This is a genomic window from Burkholderia sp. WSM2230 (assembly GCF_000472445.1).
Taxonomy (GTDB): domain Bacteria; phylum Pseudomonadota; class Gammaproteobacteria; order Burkholderiales; family Burkholderiaceae; genus Paraburkholderia.
Genome location: NZ_AXAJ01000005.1, coordinates 42,943 through 59,819 on the forward strand (window position 1 = coordinate 42,943; position 16,877 = coordinate 59,819).

Sequence of the window (16,877 nt, forward strand, 5' to 3'; positions counted from 1 at the left end):
GAATCTTTCCGGGGATAGAAATGTAAGCCGTGCTTACACAATTGCCCGCGCTGAGGAACCGCGCGTCCGTCTTTTATTGCGATCTCGTGACGGACGCGCGCCGTGGGGCTTCGAACCTTGCGGAGTGTCTAAAGTGCCTGGACTACTCGCGCGGATTTATTGACGCACGACGGCGGGCGGTTGCCAGCTGCCGTCGGTCGCCTGGGGCTTGGGCGCATATAAACGCAGCACCAGTTGCAGATCGGCGCGCGGCGCCGGCAGCCAGTTGCCGCTTCGGCTGCGCGTGGACGACACTGTCACATCCAGCGAGCCGTCGCGATTGCGGCGCGCGCCGTTGCGATCGCCCACCGCGATACGCGCCGGCGCGCTTTCGCCGAGCGCGCCATCTTTCGTGTAAGCAGTGATCGACCAGAAGCCGCGCACCGGCGGCAACTCATTCGGCGCGAAGTGAATCACATAACGATTCGCGCCGTTGAGCGCGTGACCGTCGCTGTCCTGAGTGACGACCGCGCGCACCTCGTCGTCTTTCGTGCCAATGCCCGGCTGCGCGTACGCGGCGTAAGCGCGCAGCGCGTAGTCGGGGCCGTAGTTGCCCACACCGTCGCCGAACCAGCTCCAGCCATTGCCGGTCAGCAGATTCGACGGCGGCGTCACCACGCGCTCGTGACCGTCGGCGAGACCGGCGGCAATCGCGTCCGCTGCACCCGGCAGCTTTGCAGGCTCGCCCGGCGTCACGCCGAGATCGGAGAGGGTTTTCAGCGCATGCGGGTCGGCCGGCGCAGGCGGGTTGTCGGCCAGCGCCTGTGCGAGCCGGTTGAAGAAGCCGTTCGCGTCGAGCGCAGCGACCTGCGCGGCAGGCGTGCCGGAAGCGCCGACTGCGGCAGCGGCCGCATCGGCCGTACTGCGTGCAGGCGCGATCGACGCCGAGCGCGTCTCGCCCACATAGACGGAAAGCGGCGCGACGCGAATCGCGCGCTGCAGCTTGCGCACCGCGGTCAGGTCGCGTGTGCCGTTCGACTGAATGCGCACGCTTACCCATGCGTTGCGGGTCGGCACGTCGACACGCTTGACGTTTTTCGGCAGATCGCCCTGCCAGCCCGGTCCGACGAACGCGATAGCCTGCGCCTTGATGCCGTTTGCGCGAGTTGCCAGTTGATCCGCCGTGGACCAGACGACGTTGGTCCACATGTCGAGAACGCGGGCGTCCACATAGCGGCCGCGCGAATCGGGCAACGCGACGATCACCGGTTCATTGCCGACGTCCAGCCAGCCGGTGGAGTCCAGCGTGTCGAGACTCGGCAGCATTGGATTGGCCGCGCCGATGGGCGGCAGCGCCTGCGCGTGGCGCAGCGTATTGAGCGGAGCCCGGCCGGGTTCGGTGCCGACCGCCGCGTCGCGCGCGACGCCCATCAGCACCAGCGGATACCCAAACACGTAGGAATCGGCGACTTCGTCCTTGATCCAGCCGGTCGACTTTTGCGTCGTGGACGGCGTCGACGCGCAACCAGCCAGGAATGCGAGGCCTGCGAGCGATGCGCAGGTCCAGTAGTTCGTAAACACTGCTCGGCGATTTTTTATCATTCGTTCAGAGGGCGGAACGTGCTGTCCAAAGGGAGACGCCGGCGCGAGGCGCAACGGTGCTCGCGCGGTCTCCCCAACCCAGCGCAACCCGTTTTGCGTCGCAACGCCGACAACATCGCGTTGTATCGTATCCGCGCTTACCAGGCAAGCGCAAAGGCGCGAATACCGTATTGCAGCAAGGGCGCCGCGCGCCGGCAGGAGATTCTTGACCTTCCCATCATGGGAAGGTCGATACTTGGTTCATTACGCGGCCTCATGCCGCCATGAGCCTTCACCATCATGACCGAACTTGCCACTGCCGCGCGCCCATCCGGCGCCAATCCGACTCCGACCCACACCGCCGAGCTTGAGATCGGCGGCATGACCTGCGCATCGTGCGCGATGCGCGTCGAAAAGGCGCTGGCGAAGGTGCCGGGCGTCGCCGCGGCGTCCGTGAATCTGGCGACAGAAACCGCGAACGTCAATCTGGCCGACGCGGCAACGGGCATCGACGCGCTGATCGCCGCGGTCAAAAAGGCCGGCTACGAAGCGGCGCCAGTCGCGTCGCCGGACGCCGCGCCGCAATCAGGCGATACCGATGTGGACTCGGCCAGCGCTTCCACCGTGACGACGCCCAGCGCCGCCGAGCGCAAACGCAACGAGACGCGCCGCGAACTGGCGGCCGTGCTCATCTGCGCGCTGCTGACGCTGCCGCTCATCGTCCCGATGACGACCGAATGGTTCGGCGTGCATGCAATGCTGCCGGCCTGGCTGCAATTCGGCCTCGCGTCGATCGTGCAGTTGGTGTTCGGCGCGCGCTTCTACCGCGCGGCTTACCGCGCCGTGCGCGCCGGCGCCGGCAACATGGACCTGCTGGTGGCGCTCGGCACGTCGGCGGCGTATGGCATCAGCGTGTATCAACTCGCCAGCCACCCGGACGACACGATGCATCTGTATTTCGAAGCGTCGGCGGTCGTCATCACGCTCGTGCGTTTCGGCAAATGGCTCGAGGCGCGCGCGAAACGGCAGACCACCGACGCGATCCGCGCGCTTCAGGCGCTGCGACCGGACCGCGCGCGCATTCGCGTCGGCGCGGGCGAGCGCGAGGTGCCGCTCGCGCAAGTCAAGGTCGGCACGGTCGTCGTCGTGCGGCCGGGCGAACGCGTTCCGGTGGACGGCGCGGTGCTCGAAGGCCGCACTCACATCGACGAATCGCTGATCACCGGCGAAAGCCTCCCGGTGGCCAAGCAGTCAGGCGATGCCGTGACCGCCGGCTCCATCAACGGCGAAGGCGCGATTGCCGTAACCACCACCGCGACAGGCGCGGAAACGACGCTCGCGCGGATCATCCGCCTCGTGGAAAGCGCGCAGGCCGAGAAAGCGCCGATCCAGCGACTGGTCGACCGGGTCAGCGAAATCTTCGTGCCGGCCATTCTGGCGATTGCGGCGCTCACGCTGATCGGCTGGCTGCTGGCGGGCGCCGGCGGCGAAACCGCGATCCTGAACGCGGTCGCCGTGCTGGTGATTGCCTGCCCGTGCGCGCTCGGACTGGCGACGCCGGCCGCGATCATGGCCGGAACCGGCGTCGCGGCACGGCACGGCGTGCTGATCAAGGACGCCGAAGCGCTCGAAACCGCTCATCGCGTGAACATTGTGGCGTTCGACAAGACCGGCACGCTGACAATCGGCCAGCCCTCGGTGACAGCTTTCGAACCGGTCGGCGAGATGAATCGCGACGAAGCGCTTGCCCTGGCGGCTGCCGTGCAGCGCCAAAGCGATCATCCGCTGGCGCGGGCTGTCGTCAACGCGTATGAGGCGGCAGCCAATGGGCATGCGCTCGCCGCACTTCCCTCGGTCAAAGCTAGCGCCGCGCGCGCCGTGGCTGGCCGCGGTGTCGAAGCGGAAGTCGAAGGCCGCACGCTCGCGCTCGGCAGCACGCGCTGGCTCGAAGAACTGGGCATCGAACTGTCGCCGCAAATCGCGGCGCGCGCGCGCGAACTTGAAGCGGCAGGCAATACCGTGTCCTGGCTCATGCAGCGCCATGCTTCGACGCCCGCCGCGCTCGCGCTGATGGCGTTCGGCGACACAGTCAAGCCGGGCGCGCGCGCGGCCGTCGCGCGCCTCTCGGCAATGGGCGTGAAAAGCGTGCTCGTCACCGGCGACAATCGCGGCAGTGCGGCAAGCGTCGCGCGAGCGCTCGGCATAGACGAATTTCACGCGCAAGTGCTGCCGGACGACAAAGCTCGCGTGATCCGCGATCTGAAAATCCGCAGCGCGGGCATTGTCGGGATGGCCGGCGACGGCATCAACGACGCGCCCGCGCTCGCTGCCGCCGACATCGGCATTGCCATGGCAACCGGAACCGACGTCGCCATGCATGCAGCCGGCATCACGCTGATGCGCGGCGACCCGGCGCTGGTAGCCGACGCGATCGACATTTCGCGCAAGACGTGGCGCAAGATCCAGCAGAATCTGTTCTGGGCCTTCGTCTATAACCTGGTCGGCATTCCACTCGCCGCCTTCGGCCTGCTCAATCCAATGCTGGCCGGCGCCGCTATGGCGTTCTCGAGCGTGAGCGTGGTCACGAACGCGTTACTGCTACGCACGTGGAAGGCAAAACTCTGACACGCGGCCAGCAACGCTGCGGCGCCAATGGGCGGGAGGAAGGCGCCGCAACGGCACGAATGCTTACAGCTTCCTAAAGGAAGCGTTGGCAGCGGCCGTAAACAAGACACGATGCCGGAAGGTGCCTTCACACCCCCGGCACCGCTCGTCCCTCTTACTCCACACACGCCCATGGAATTTCTCTCTTTGCGCCGTGCCAGCGTCGGCGCCCGGCTCGCCGTACTTTCATGCGTGCTGGTGGCGTTGATTTTCGCCTCCTTCACGTGGGCGCTCACACGCAGCGCCGGCACGCAGGTCAGCGACCAGGTGCTCGAACGCATAGCCGAAAAAGATCGCTCGATCGCCGCGATGATCACCTTGTTCGACAAGGCGCTGTCGGCTGAAGTAGATCGGTCGACGTCGCTATTCGCGAGCTTCCTGCCGAGCACCTATAGCCTCGACGAAACGCAGAAAATCGACGTGAACGGCGTAGCCACGCCTGTGTTCAAAGCCGGCGACAAGGTACTGAACATGGACTTCAGTATTCCCGACCAGTTTCTCGAACGCAGCGGCGCGGTGGCAACGATCTTCGCGCGCACCGGCGACGACTTCGTGCGCGTCACGACGTCGCTGAAAAAACAGGACGGCTCGCGCGCGATCGGCACGCTGCTCGATCGCAACGGACCGGCGTACGCACTTGTCGTCGCCAACAAGACCTACACCGGGCTCGCTCCGCTTTTCGGCAAGCGCTGGATCACGCAATACCGTCCGGTGACGGACGCGAGCGGGCGCGTGATAGGCGCGCTCTTTGTCGGCGTGAACGTCGATCAGGAAATCCAGCAGGTCCAGGACGGCATCCGCAACCTTAAGATCGGCGACAGCGGTTACTATTTTGTGGTGAACGCGTCGAAAGGCGCGGATCGCGGCAAGCTGATCGTGCATCCGGCTGCCGCCGGCCAGGCCGCGGACAATGCGAACGCGCCGTATCAGCAGATGCTCGACATGAAGGAAGGCCGGCTCGAATACAGTTCCGCCGACGCCACGCTTGGCGAGCAAGGCGCACGCGACAAATTCGTTTCTTTCATCACGGTGCCGGAGTGGCAATGGCTGGTGGGCGGCGTCGCGCCGCGCGACGAAGTGATGGCCGAAATCAACGCGACCCGCAATCGCTTCCTGGTCGCGGGCTTCGTGCTGGTCGGCGTGTTCGCGGTCGTGTTCCTGTTCGCGGTGCGGCGCCTCGTCAGCCGGCCGCTCGACGAAGCGGTCAAGGCTTCGGAGCGCTTTGCGTCGGGCGACCTCAGCGTGCGCGTTGCCCAAGGCGCAAGCCGGCGCGGCGACGAGATCGGCCGGCTGATGCGCTCGATCGACGGCATCGGCGAAGGTTTGGCGCGCATTGTGTCGCAGGTGCGCAGCGCATCGACCGATATGTCTGAAGGCACCGAGAAAATCGCTACGGGCAGCGGCCATATCGCCTCGCGCATCGCGACCCAGGCAAGCAGCCTGGAAGAAACCGCGGCGAGCATGGAGCAGATCACTTCAACAGTGCAGCAGAACGCCGATCACGCGACGCAGGCGAACACGCTCGTCACGCGCGCGGCCGACGCGGCGCTCGAAGGCGGCCGCGCGGTCGAACGCGTGGTGTCGACGATGGGCGACATCAGCCGCTCGTCGCAGAAAATTGCCGAGATCACGAGCGTGATTGAAGGCATCGCATTCCAGACCAACATTCTTGCGCTCAACGCGGCCGTCGAGGCAGCTCGCGCGGGCGAGCACGGCAAGGGCTTTGCGGTGGTCGCCTCGGAAGTGCGCGCGCTCGCGCAGCGCAGCGCGGCCTCGGTGAAGGAGATCGAAGGCCTGATCGCTGAATCCACGGCGACCGTGCAAAGCGGTTTCCAGATCGCCGAGCAGGCCAGCAACACGATGCAAGGCATCGTCCAGCAGGTCGGCCAGGTACGCGCGATCATGGGCGAGATCAGCGTGGCGTCGCGCGAGCAGTCGGGCGGCATCGAGCAGGTCAATCTCGCCGTCACGCAGATTGGCGAAGCGACGCAGCAGAACGCGACGATTGTCGGTGAAGCCGAAGAGGCGGCTGCCGAATTGCGCGATCACGCCGCGCGTCTTGCGCAAGTGGTCAGCGTGTTCAAGCTGGAAAGCGGGCGGGGTTGAGGGGCGTTATGGTTGGGCTTGGGTCTTGCAAATCCCGCTCCTACGCGGTCGGCCGGAACATCTGAAACATCTCGCCGATTTCCGCGTAATCCGCGCGATAACCGGCGCGCATGACCGGCTGCGCGGCGCGGGTGTCGAACAGGCCGTCCTTGAGATACGCCTCATCGATATGCACGCCCACCACCTGCCCGAGCGACAGATAGTTGTCCATCGGCTTGCCGTCCAGATCATGCAGCCGCACCACCTGCAGCAGCTTGCATTCGAGCGCAGCCGGCGATTCGGCGACGTGCGGCACCCGCACGTTGCGGCCGGGCGCAGGCGTGAGCCCCGCGAGTTCGAATTCGTCGACATGCGGCGCGACTGGCGCTGAAGAACGGTTCATCTGCTCGGCAAGCGGTTTCGTCGCGAGGTTCCAGACGAACTCGCCGGTGGCTTCAATGTTGGAGACACTGTCTTTGCGCCCTTCGCTGCAAAAACCGATGATCGGCGGAAAGGTCGCGAATGCGCCGAAAAAGCTGTAGGGCGCGAGGTTCAGCGTGCCTTCGGCGTCGCGCGAGGAAATCCATCCGATCAGACGCGGCGCGACGATCGCCTTGAACGGATCGTGCGGAAGGTTGTGGCCGGCGGCGGGATCGTAAAAGTAATGGGACATTCGATGTGTAGCAAGAAAGACGACGCATAGTTATACCGCAGAGTCCGGCGTGGCGTTGGCTTTACCCTCGCCCAATCAGGTGCTTGCGCCCTTCCTTCACTTGCGCGAGATGCGCGTCGTCCCAGTCGTAGAACCCCGCGCCGCTGCGCACGCCGACACGCCCCGCGTCGACCTGCTCGCGCAGAAGATCGAGCACCTCTTCGTCTTTTGCGAGTTCGGGCATCAGATGCGTCGAGATATCGAGGAAAGTATCCAGCCCGCCCATGTCCGCCGCTTCCAGAGGACCGACAACTCCCCAGCGGCGCCCGAGCGATGCCTTCATGACGCGATCCACCACATCCGGCGTCGCCGCGCCCGAGCGCACAATGTTCAGCGCCTCGCGCAATACCGCAAACTGCAGACGGTTGCCGACAAACCCAGGAATGGCCTTCGTCAGAACGACCGGCTCCATGCCGATTGCGCTCATCAGCCCGGCGGTCCTGGTGGTGATTTCGGACGCGGTCGCGCTTCCGGGCACTACTTCCACCAGCGGAATCATGTGCGGCGGGTTCCAGAAATGCGCGATGACAAAGCGCTCTTTGGCCCGCAGCGGCGCAGCCAGCTGGTCCGGAGTAAAGCCGCTCGTGTTGCTGGCGAGAATCGCATGGTCCGCCAGCAGCACCGTCAGCTTTTCGTACAGGCGGTGTTTCAGTTCGAGCACCTCCGGAATCGCTTCAATCACGAAATCAGCGGCGCGCATCACGTCGAGTTCCGCATGAGTCTCGATACGCGCGAGCGCCGCCTGTTTCACCTCGGGGCCGATGCGGCCGGCGTCGATCAATTCGTCCAGCACCGCTTCCGCTTTCGGCGCGACGCTCGCGAGGCGCGCCGGGTCGACGTCGTGGACCACTGTCCGGAATCCGTGCAATGCGCTTTGCGTCGCGATGCCGACGCCCATGAGCCCAGTGCCCACCACGCCAATCACTGCGTTCCCTGCCTTGTCTGCCTTGCTCACGCCTTTCCCTCGCTGACATCGATGAAAGCATTCAAGCATAGCGCAGCCCGCGCGTGCGCTATGCCGAATGCGACAAAGCCGGCCTTCCTCGCGGAAAAGCCGGCTCTGCCGGGCTCGCACCGCATGAGGCGGCGCGAGGGTTGATGCGCAAATTAGTAGCGCGGAGGCGGGCGGTGTTCGTCGCGGTCATGGTGACGCGGATCGTAGTCGTGCGGGTGATGGCGCATCCACTCGTCATGGTTCCAATAGCGGTGGCCGTCGTAATAACGATCTCCGTGCCAGCCGATATCGATCGACACGCCCACCGGCATCATATGCGGCTCGCCATAAACAACCGGCGCCGGACCGTGGTCCACGACCACGCGTTCCTGAGCGGACGCGCCGCCCGCAGCCAGCATGGCGCCGCCGGCGAGCAGCGCCGCGATGATGGTCCGCGATGTCTTGTTGAAAGTTTTCATGGTTCTCTCCCGTCAAAGTTTGAATCGAGCCTGCGCCGTGTTGCCCGAGCCCGACTCTTCAGGCCTGCACACGACGCCGTGCGCTTGAAACCCACTTTAACGACGCAAACCGCATGAAGACGTGAGCACTTGTAAGCGTGCATTTCAAAGAAAGGGGCGGATAGCGAAACCGTCTCTTCTCCGGAAACGCCCGTCCATGAACGCTTGCGGGGCTGAACGCGGGTCTTGCGCGACGTGGCCATGTCAGCGGCCGTTACATCCATTTCGGTCGCGAAATATTGACGGCAGCGAAAAGCGGCCGAGGCGGACGCAAACGCGGGACAAACAAAAAGCCACGGCGCGCTTTCGCGGGCAGTGGCTTGAAATGATGCGCGCGCACTCGAGGTGCGCACCCGGCGCTGTTGTCGCGCGCGGGTTTGACGGCCGTATTAGTCGGTCAGCTTGATGCCGAACAGCGTAGCTTGCGCCTTGCGCTGGCGCTCGGCTTCGCGCGCACGGGCTGCGTACGAGTAATCCGTGTCCAGCGGCAAGTGGGGCGACGCAAAAAGGTCGCTGACCTTTTGGAACAATGCAAAGATGAAGCTCATGGCGACTCCCGGTTGGTTGCTGCAATTGCTAGGGTTTTCCCTTAATAAGCATTATAGGGTTTTCCCTAGGCAAAAGCTAGTGCGACGCAACATGAACCGCCAAATAAGCCATCGGCGCAGGGGCCCGGCCTATATTGCGTTGCAACATGACAACGTCCCCGTTTTTTCGCCCTTTGGCTGCTGTCAACGCCTATTGAAGCGTGGTCGGCGCCGCTTTTGGGTTCGATGCGCGCCGCCGCGCGGGAGCGTTCTTGCGCGGATTCACGGCGGCGGCGTCGACGGCGCCTTGTGCCGACGGCTCGGCGGCTGCCAGCGTGGCGCTGTTGACGGACACAATCAGGCCAGGCAGCGTGCGCGCCGGTTGGTCCTGCGGCTTGACGGCGGCTCCCGTAGCGGAGAACTCGACGTTCAAGGCCCAGTGTCCCTCATGTATGCCCTGGTCTCGCAGGAGCGCGGCGATCAGGTCCTCGATGGAATATTTGTGTTCGCTAGTCGGCATGTTGGCTTCGGTCGAATGAGGCGCTGGCGGGTCCGATTCGGCTTCGCGGCAGCAGCATGCAGAGTGTAGAGCGGGCAATCGGGCTTGCGACGGGCGGCGCGCGACGCCTGCCTTACGGCATCTATCCAAGGACGGCGGTAAAGAGAGCGTCACAGGCAGGCGGTGCGGCGGGCGGTGCGGACCCTTACCGCACGGTGGCTGTTTTCTGCTTGTGAGCGCGCTGCGCGTGAACAGCGCGCTTGCCGTTCGCCGATGCCGACGCCGCCGCCGTGTGCTGCGGTGTTGCGGACTCCGGAGTGACTGCCGGCGAAGCGGCCTGGGCGGCGGCGGCATTGGCCATCGCCATTTGGGTGTCGAGCAGACTGGCCATTGCGGCCTGCTGGTTTTGCATCATCTGTTCGACGCGATGCTGTTGTGCGGTCGTCTCGCGCGTGAGGCGCATCAAGAGCACCGTTTGCGTGATGCCGATTGCGACCGTCATCAGCAGCGCGCCGACCACGATAGAAAGCATCCATTTCATGCGGCGCGAATGATCGGTGGCCGCGCGACGCTGATCGGCGATCACGCCGTACAACGCGTCGACGGTGTCCGCGAAGGCCGTCGCGCGCGCCCGGTCGAGTTCCGGCGCCGTAGGGGAGGCGGCTTCCGCGCGTCGCGCTTCGTGGAGAGGCGGGACGAACCCGGCGGCAGCGCGGCCGGATGCGTCTGATATGTTCGATGCCGTGTCGTGCGCCGGTGACGGCGCATTGGCGGACCGATTGTTCTCCGGTGCTGCTGCGCTCGAATTCGTGGATCGCGTTGCTTGGTGCACTGACGCGTGCGGGTTTGCCGACGACGCTGTGCCGCGCGCTTCTGTCCGCGTCGCCGCCGATGGCACCGTGCCTCGCGTTTGTGCGTCCATCCCTTCCGATGGCGCCGTGCTTCCAGCTCCTGTGTCCGTCGACGCAAATGGCGCCGTGCCGCGCGTTTGCGCGTCCATCCCTGCCGATGCCCGCGTGCCGTGCGCTTGTGTGCCCGTCGCCGTCAATGACGCCGCGGGCCGCACTCCCGCGTTGGTCCCGGCCAACGGCGCCTCTGCTGCGCCCATCCCCGCCGACGAAGCCATCTCGCGCGCCGATGTCCGCTCCAAGTCCAGCGCCGCAAACTCGCTGCCCGGACTGGTAGCCGACGCTTGCATCCCGCCTGACCGGCTCACCCCCGCCCCCGCCGCTTCCGCCGCTTCCGCTCGCCCGCTGACAGCCGCCGGCTCGACCACCATGCCGCCGTCCCTGGACCCAATGCCTACCGCCGCATCCGTACCCGCAGCGCTCCGTTCCGCGGCCTGACGCAGCGCGGTCACGCTGCGCGCCACCGTGGCGGCCGCCATTGCCGGCGTGAGCGGGGGTATCGCTCCTTTGTCGGCAACAGCTAAATCCACAGCCGACGACGCCTGCGGCGCACCCGACCCGTCTGCCAGCGGCGGTTCGGTCTCCAACCCGCTCAGTTGCGCGTGGACTGCGATGGGTTCATCGGTCCTGGCCGCGCGTGGCGCGCGGCGCCCCGCCTTTGCGTCCACGGATGCCCCTTCGGCGGCCGTATCCAGAGCGCCCACCGCCGCGAGCACTACATCGGGCAGTTCAAAGCCGTGCAGCGTGCCCTGGCGGATGTCGATGTTCATCGCTTCCAGCGTGGCGCGGGTGGGATCGTCGGGGAACAGGTCCAGCGTGCTGTCGTCGCGCGAGACGTCGCTCAGCTGCGCGAGGCGTTGTGCAGAGCGCGCGGCGCGCGCCAGCTTCTTTTCGGTTTCGGTGGAGACGGTGGCCTGGCGGCGCTTCTTCGAAGCGGCGCGCTCAGGCCGGGACTGCTTGGATACTGCGGAATCTGCCATAGAGAAGAAAGCGGTGGTCGCCGGGGAGCGGGCGCCGGCACCGCTCATCAAATGCCATTGGAATTTTTCGAGACCGCATTGTCGCATGGCGCCCACCGCCGCCGAAGCCATTCGCCGACGATTTTCGGTTTTAACCGGATGCGTCGTCCGCCGGAACTTGGGGCACCGCGGCAAAGGCAAGACGGGAGACGGGAGACGGGAGACGGGAGACGGGAGACGGGAGACGGGAGACGGGAGACGGGAGATGAGTTCGAGATTCCCGAGCATCGTTCTCTCGCTGTTGAAATTATTTGCAGCGTTTTCCCGACCTCTTTCGGGCGCCGCCCGGCATCTGTTTGCATTATGCTAAGCCGCGCGCTGCCGCTCTTCCAACCCGATCGCCGAGTGGCATACGTGCGCTGCCGCGCCGCCGCCGTACCGCGGCCAGACCAGGCCCGCTCTCGCGGGCGCCTTGAATCAACGCGTTTTGAAATTTGACTATGCCGAGCATGAACCCTGACGCCGCCTCGACGATTGCGCTCGCCGCGGCGCTGCGCGATCACTTCAACGGCGTGATCCTTCCGATGTGGCGCGGACCGGGCTTCAACACCGCGCTCAGCCTGCCGTACGAAGCGCTCAGCGCAGAACATCATCGTCCCGCGCCCGTCCAGCGTTATCGGGCGATGGCGTGCGCGCGTCAACTGTTCGTGTTCTCGCAGGCCGGCGACGCCGCCCACGCGCAGGTTCTGTTCGACTCGCTCACGCACACGTTTCAGGACACGGAACACGGCGGTTGGTTCTACAGCGTGGACCAGCACGGAGCCCCGCTCGAGACCGTCAAAGACCTGTACACGCATGCGTTCGTCGTGTTTGCCTGTGCGGAATACGGCCGGCGCTCCGGCAATCGGGACGCGCTCGAAATCGTGCATCGCACGTCGGCGCTCATTCAGTCGAGCTTTGCCGCCGAGGACGATCTCTTCAACGCCGCGCTCAGCGCCGACTTCGCGCAGGTGACCGGCACGCCCATCCAGAACCCGTTGATGCATCTGACGGAAGCATGGCTCGCCGCCCGCGAAGCCACGCGCGACAACGCTTTCGACGCTGCGCTGCGGCGTCTCGCCGGCGCAGTCGCCCGGCACTTCGTGCATGCGCCCTCGGGTTGCATCGCCGAATTGCCGGTCGGCGCGGCAGACAATCGCCTGGAACCTGGCCATCAGTTCGAGTGGTTCTGGCTGGTCAAACAGGCCGGCGGGCTGTTGGACGGTTCCGGGCTCGCGGAAAGCCTGGCGCGCGCCTTCACCTTTGCGCAACACCATGGCGTGGATCAGGAAACGGGCGGCGTCTTTGCGTCGCTCGAAGAAGACGGGCGCATCAAGGACCCGATTCAGCGCATCTGGGCGCAGACGGAATATCTGCGCGCGCTCGCAAGCCACCACGAAGAGGCCGTGCGCGCCGTCTTGCCGCGGCAGATCGGACTGTTCCAGCAACGCTTTCTGCGGCCGCAGGGCTGGTTCGAGTGCAAAACGGCGAACGGCGAAGTTGCGCGCGCCGATATGCCGTCGACCACGCCTTATCACCTCGCCACGGCTTTTGACGCCTTGCCGGTCTGAAGCACGGCAAAGCTCGCGCTGAAGCCAGCGAAAAACCTTATTGCCAAATGGTTTACCCTGGCTTTAAGGACGTCTTTTTTCAGGCTCGCGAGAGCCAAAAAACACCGAAGCCGGGGAATACCCGAATACGGGTTGATTGGCGTCTGTCATAAAGACGTGATACAACTCGTACTTCGCGCTCGTTCTCGGGTTGAGAAATAGCGGGCGCGAATGCAATACACAACATTTACTGGATCAAAAATGGCAACAGGTACTGTGAAGTGGTTTAACGATGCAAAGGGCTTTGGCTTCATCACGCCGGACGACGGCGGCGAAGACCTGTTTGCGCACTTTTCGGAAGTTCAAGGCAGCGGCTTCAAGTCCCTGCAGGAAAACCAGAAGGTGTCGTTCGAAGTGAAGCAAGGCCCGAAGGGCAAGCAAGCTGCGAACATCACGCCGGCCTAAGTACCCACGGTACGAGGTAGGCTGACGCACGCTTAGACGCTTGCGTCCAATACAAAAATGGCCCGCTTTTGCGGGCCATTTTCTTTTTCCCGCTGCCTGATTTTTAAGCGCAGACAATTTAAATCGCGCGCATCCGCGACAACGCAAATTGCGCAGATTTCGGCGGCATTTCATCAATCTGTTGTGTGCGCAACACAGACTCCGAAATTTCGAAGACGGAAACCGCCTCTTTCAATTGCTGCGTCTGTTGATGCAGCGAAGCTGCCGCTGCCGCCGCCTCTTCGACGAGCGCTGCGTTCTGCTGCGTCATCGCGTCCATCTGGACCACGGCCTGGTTAACCTGCTCGATGCCGGTGCTTTGCTCGAGCGACGAGGCGCTGATCTCCGCCATCATCTGCGTGACACGCGAAATGGACGCGGACACGTTGCTCATCGCCTCGCCGGCGTGCTCGACCAGCGCCGAACCGCCCTGGATTTCGGCAACCGACTCGCTGATCAGCGTCTTGATTTCCTTCGCCGACTGTGCGCTGCGCTGGGCCAGACCGCGCACTTCGCCGGCCACGACCGCGAAGCCGCGGCCCTGCTCGCCGGCGCGCGCTGCCTCGACCGCCGCATTCAGCGCGAGGATATTGGTCTGGAACGCAATGCCGTCGATCACCGAAATGATCTCCGCAATCTTGTCCGAGCTTTGCGCGATGCCGCGCATTTTGTCTACGACCTTGTCCACCACTTCGCTGCCGCGCGAAGTCGCTTCGAGCGCCGTCTCGGCCAATGCATTCGCCTCACGCGCGTGGTCGGCATTCTGACGCACGGTGGCGGTGAGTTCCTCCATGCTCGAAGCCGTTTCCTCAAGCGATGCCGCCTGATTCTCCGTCCGCGCAGAAAGATCGGCGTTGCCGGTCGCGATTTCATCGGCGCCAAGGTGAATCGAGTCGGCGGATTCGCGCACGGTCTGCACGGTGCGGGCGACACTTGCCTGCATCTTCGCGAGGCCCGAGAACAGCCGGCCGATTTCGTTGGTGCCGCGTGCGGCAATCGGCTGATCGAGACGCCCTTGCGCAATGCGCTCGAAGTGACGGCCGACTTCTTCCAGCGGCGCGACCACGCCGCGGCGCAAGCCGAGATGAACCGCAAACGTGCCGCCAACCAGCGCAAGCAGAATGACAATGCTGACGACGCGGAAAGCCGACATCCGCGTGTCGATCGAGTCCAGCGACGCGCGGCTCGCCGCGTTGCCGAACTGCGTGAAGTTGTGCAGCTCGGTCAGATACGCGTCCTGGAACGACTGCGTCGGCTGGTCCAGAAATGCCTGGATATTGTTCGCGTCGAGAAACTGCGCAAGTTCGGTGAGCGCGCCGTGCAGCTTCTTGTAGCGCTCGCCGAGCGCCGCCGCGCGGGCACTGTTTTCGTCGCTCGTCTTCGGGGCGCTCGCGAACGTGTTGAACGACTGCTCGGCCGCCGTGAGCTGCTCGCGGGCATGCTGAACGATGTCCGTCGGCTCCGCGCCGCCGCGCACCATCCGGGTACCGGCGCGCGACAGGTTGATGCGCGCGTCCATCAGATGCTGCGTCGTTTCGTTGACGGCGTTCACCTGCTTGAGCGCTATGTTCGAAAGATCGCCAACGTCGTCATGAGTGCGCGTCAATGACCAGAATCCCAAGCCCACCGTGACAAGCTGGAAAACGCAGAAAGCGGCCAGAACACACAACAGGCCGGATGCGACCTTTATCTTGCTGAACATCGTGAACACCTGAAGGCAAAGAATAACGGGAGCTACGTCAGGGTTAACGGCAGCCTGGGAGCTTGCTGAAGGGCAAAGTCGCCAAAGTTCGCCTTACGTCGCGTTTACGTCGCGCGTACGTCGGCCAACGTCTGGATTTCTGTCATCCGGCACAACAATGCCGCGCAGATATTTCCGATTCACCTTGACGGCGTGCGTCGGCGCTTCCTAGAGTGGGTAGGGACTAACGAGCGCACTCCCGTGCGCGATGCCACCGCGGGCCTTCCTCGAAGGAATCACAATGACTGACCTACTCGACCGGGCGCGCGGCGCATTGCACGCCCAGCCGTTCAGCATGCTGCTAGGCGCCGAGCTGATGTACACGGGCACCGGCGAACTCGCGCTGAGCCTGCCGATCCGCGACGAACTGCGGCAGCAGCACGGCTTCGTGCATGGCGGCGTGATCAGCTATCTCGCCGACAACGCGCTGACCTTTGCCGGCGCACTCTCGCTTGGGCCGAAGGTCGTGACGGGGGAATACAAGATCAACTATCTGCGGCCGGCGGTGAACGGCACGCTGATCGCGCGGGCGGAGGTCGTGTACGCAGGCCGCCATCAGGCGACCTGCCAGTGCAACATATTCGTGATGGACGGCAACCGCGAGAAACTGGTCGCGGTCGCGCAAGGCACGGTCAACAGGATCAGCGAGAACGGCGACCACGAACCGGCGAATTGACGCGCGTTGGCCCGCGCGGGCACTTTTGCGGCGTGAAGCGCGCGAGCGCCGCGACTGTTTTGCGGCTAGATGCGCGCGAGCGCCTCGCGCCGCTTCGGAGCGGCTTACTCCGCCGCGTAGGTCTTCTGCGTTTGCTCGCCGAGACCTTCAATGCCGAGGCGAATGGTCTGCCCCGACTTCAGATACACCGGATTCGGCTTGACGCCCATGCCGACGCCAGGCGGCGTGCCGGTGGAAATGACATCGCCCGGTTGCAGGCTCATGCACTGCGACACATACGAAACCAGCTTGGCGACGCCGAATACCATCGTCTTCGTATTGCCGTTCTGGTAGCGGTGACCGTCCACTTCGAGCCACAGGCTCAGGTTCTGCGGATCGGCGACTTCGTCGCGCGTGACCATCCATGGGCCGATCGGGCCGAAGGTGTCGAAGCCCTTGCCCTTGTCCCACGTACCGCCGCGTTCGATCTGCCATTCGCGCTCCGACACGTCGTTGATCACGCAATAGCCGGCAACGTAGTCGAGCGCGTTCGCCTCGTCGATGTACTTGGCGGGCTTGCCGATCACTACGCCGAGTTCGACTTCCCAATCGGTCTTCTTCGAGCCGCGCGGGATTTCCACGTCGTCGTTGGGACCGCAAATTGCGCTCGTCCATTTGTTGAAGATCACAGGTTCGGCAGGCACCGGTAGATTCGATTCTGCCGCGTGATCCGCGTAGTTCAGGCCTATGCAGATGAACTTGCCGATCTTGCCCACGCACGGTCCCATGCGCGGATTGCCTTCCACGACCGGCAGCGTTGCCGGATCAAGTGCGCGCAGTTTGGCGAGGCCCTCGTCGGTCAGCGCCGCGCCGTCGATGTCGGCAACCACGCCGGACAGGTCGCGAATCTTGCCTTGCGCGTCTAGCAAGCCTGGCTTTTCCTGGCCTTTCGGCCCGTAACGAAGCAGTTTCATCGTTGCACTTTCCTCTGGTTTTCAGTGGTGTTCGGTTAATACGTCCGT

The 16,877-nt window shown here is 64.5% G+C and carries 14 protein-coding genes; 5 read left to right on the plus strand and 9 right to left on the minus strand.

Annotation, left to right across the window (positions count from 1 at the left end; genetic code table 11):
* Positions 1-156: 156 nt before the first annotated feature.
* Positions 157-1,581: a DUF1254 domain-containing protein gene (locus tag A3AC_RS0112075; RefSeq protein ID WP_025599116.1), complete on the minus strand. Its 1,425-nt coding sequence runs from the start codon at positions 1,579-1,581 to the stop codon at positions 157-159.
* Positions 1,582-1,860: 279 nt separating this feature from the next.
* Here A3AC_RS0112075 and A3AC_RS0112080 point away from each other — a divergent pair, with 279 nt between their 5' ends.
* Positions 1,861-4,185: a heavy metal translocating P-type ATPase gene (locus A3AC_RS0112080; protein WP_025599118.1), complete on the plus strand. Its 2,325-nt coding sequence runs from the start codon at positions 1,861-1,863 to the stop codon at positions 4,183-4,185.
* A 171-nt stretch (positions 4,186-4,356) separates the two neighbouring features.
* A complete protein-coding gene (locus tag A3AC_RS0112085) occupies positions 4,357-6,330 on the plus strand; it encodes a methyl-accepting chemotaxis protein (RefSeq protein ID WP_025599120.1) in 1,974 nt (657 codons plus the stop codon).
* A gap of 40 nt (positions 6,331-6,370) precedes the next feature.
* Here A3AC_RS0112085 and A3AC_RS0112090 read toward each other — a convergent pair whose 3' ends face one another.
* The 6 genes from A3AC_RS0112090 to A3AC_RS0112120 all read right to left on the minus strand — a co-directional run bounded on the left by A3AC_RS0112090 (position 6,371) and on the right by A3AC_RS0112120 (position 11,387).
* Positions 6,371-6,982 carry a flavin reductase family protein gene (locus A3AC_RS0112090; RefSeq protein ID WP_025599122.1) on the minus strand — a complete coding sequence of 204 codons (612 nt, stop codon included), beginning with the start codon at positions 6,980-6,982 and terminating at the stop codon, positions 6,371-6,373.
* Positions 6,983-7,043: 61 nt separating this feature from the next.
* Positions 7,044-8,015 carry a 3-hydroxyacyl-CoA dehydrogenase family protein gene (locus A3AC_RS0112095; RefSeq protein WP_084515441.1) on the minus strand — a complete coding sequence of 324 codons (972 nt, stop codon included), beginning with the start codon at positions 8,013-8,015 and terminating at the stop codon, positions 7,044-7,046.
* Between the two features lie 113 nt (positions 8,016-8,128).
* Complete coding sequence (locus tag A3AC_RS0112105; RefSeq protein ID WP_025599124.1) at positions 8,129-8,434, minus strand: hypothetical protein; 306 nt, start codon at positions 8,432-8,434, stop codon at positions 8,129-8,131.
* A 428-nt stretch (positions 8,435-8,862) separates the two neighbouring features.
* A complete protein-coding gene (locus A3AC_RS30670; protein WP_013342108.1) occupies positions 8,863-9,021 on the minus strand; it encodes a hypothetical protein in 159 nt (52 codons plus the stop codon).
* A 190-nt stretch (positions 9,022-9,211) separates the two neighbouring features.
* Positions 9,212-9,520, minus strand: a complete 309-nt coding sequence (locus A3AC_RS0112115) for a hypothetical protein (RefSeq protein ID WP_025599126.1) — start codon at positions 9,518-9,520, stop codon at positions 9,212-9,214.
* Positions 9,521-9,704: 184 nt separating this feature from the next.
* On the minus strand, positions 9,705-11,387 hold the full coding sequence (locus tag A3AC_RS0112120) for a hypothetical protein (protein WP_025599127.1): 1,683 nt from the start codon (positions 11,385-11,387) through the stop codon (positions 9,705-9,707).
* A gap of 479 nt (positions 11,388-11,866) precedes the next feature.
* On the opposite strand from A3AC_RS0112120, the gene A3AC_RS0112125 reads away from it, so the two are divergent.
* Both A3AC_RS0112125 and A3AC_RS0112130 read left to right on the plus strand, forming a co-directional pair.
* Positions 11,867-12,976: an AGE family epimerase/isomerase gene (locus A3AC_RS0112125; protein WP_025599128.1), complete on the plus strand. Its 1,110-nt coding sequence runs from the start codon at positions 11,867-11,869 to the stop codon at positions 12,974-12,976.
* A gap of 240 nt (positions 12,977-13,216) precedes the next feature.
* On the plus strand, positions 13,217-13,420 hold the full coding sequence (locus A3AC_RS0112130) for a cold-shock protein (protein ID WP_006047528.1): 204 nt from the start codon (positions 13,217-13,219) through the stop codon (positions 13,418-13,420).
* Between the two features lie 118 nt (positions 13,421-13,538).
* Here A3AC_RS0112130 and A3AC_RS0112135 read toward each other — a convergent pair whose 3' ends face one another.
* Positions 13,539-15,161 (minus strand): methyl-accepting chemotaxis protein, encoded by a 1,623-nt coding sequence (locus A3AC_RS0112135; RefSeq protein WP_025599130.1) that lies wholly within the window; start codon positions 15,159-15,161, stop codon positions 13,539-13,541.
* Positions 15,162-15,441: 280 nt separating this feature from the next.
* Here A3AC_RS0112135 and A3AC_RS0112140 point away from each other — a divergent pair, with 280 nt between their 5' ends.
* Positions 15,442-15,876: a PaaI family thioesterase gene (locus tag A3AC_RS0112140; protein WP_025599131.1), complete on the plus strand. Its 435-nt coding sequence runs from the start codon at positions 15,442-15,444 to the stop codon at positions 15,874-15,876.
* Positions 15,877-15,980: 104 nt separating this feature from the next.
* On the opposite strand, the gene A3AC_RS0112145 is transcribed toward A3AC_RS0112140, so the two are convergent.
* Entirely contained in the window at positions 15,981-16,829 is an 849-nt protein-coding gene (locus tag A3AC_RS0112145; RefSeq protein WP_025599133.1) for an ureidoglycolate lyase, read from the minus strand.
* Positions 16,830-16,877 lie beyond the last annotated feature (48 nt).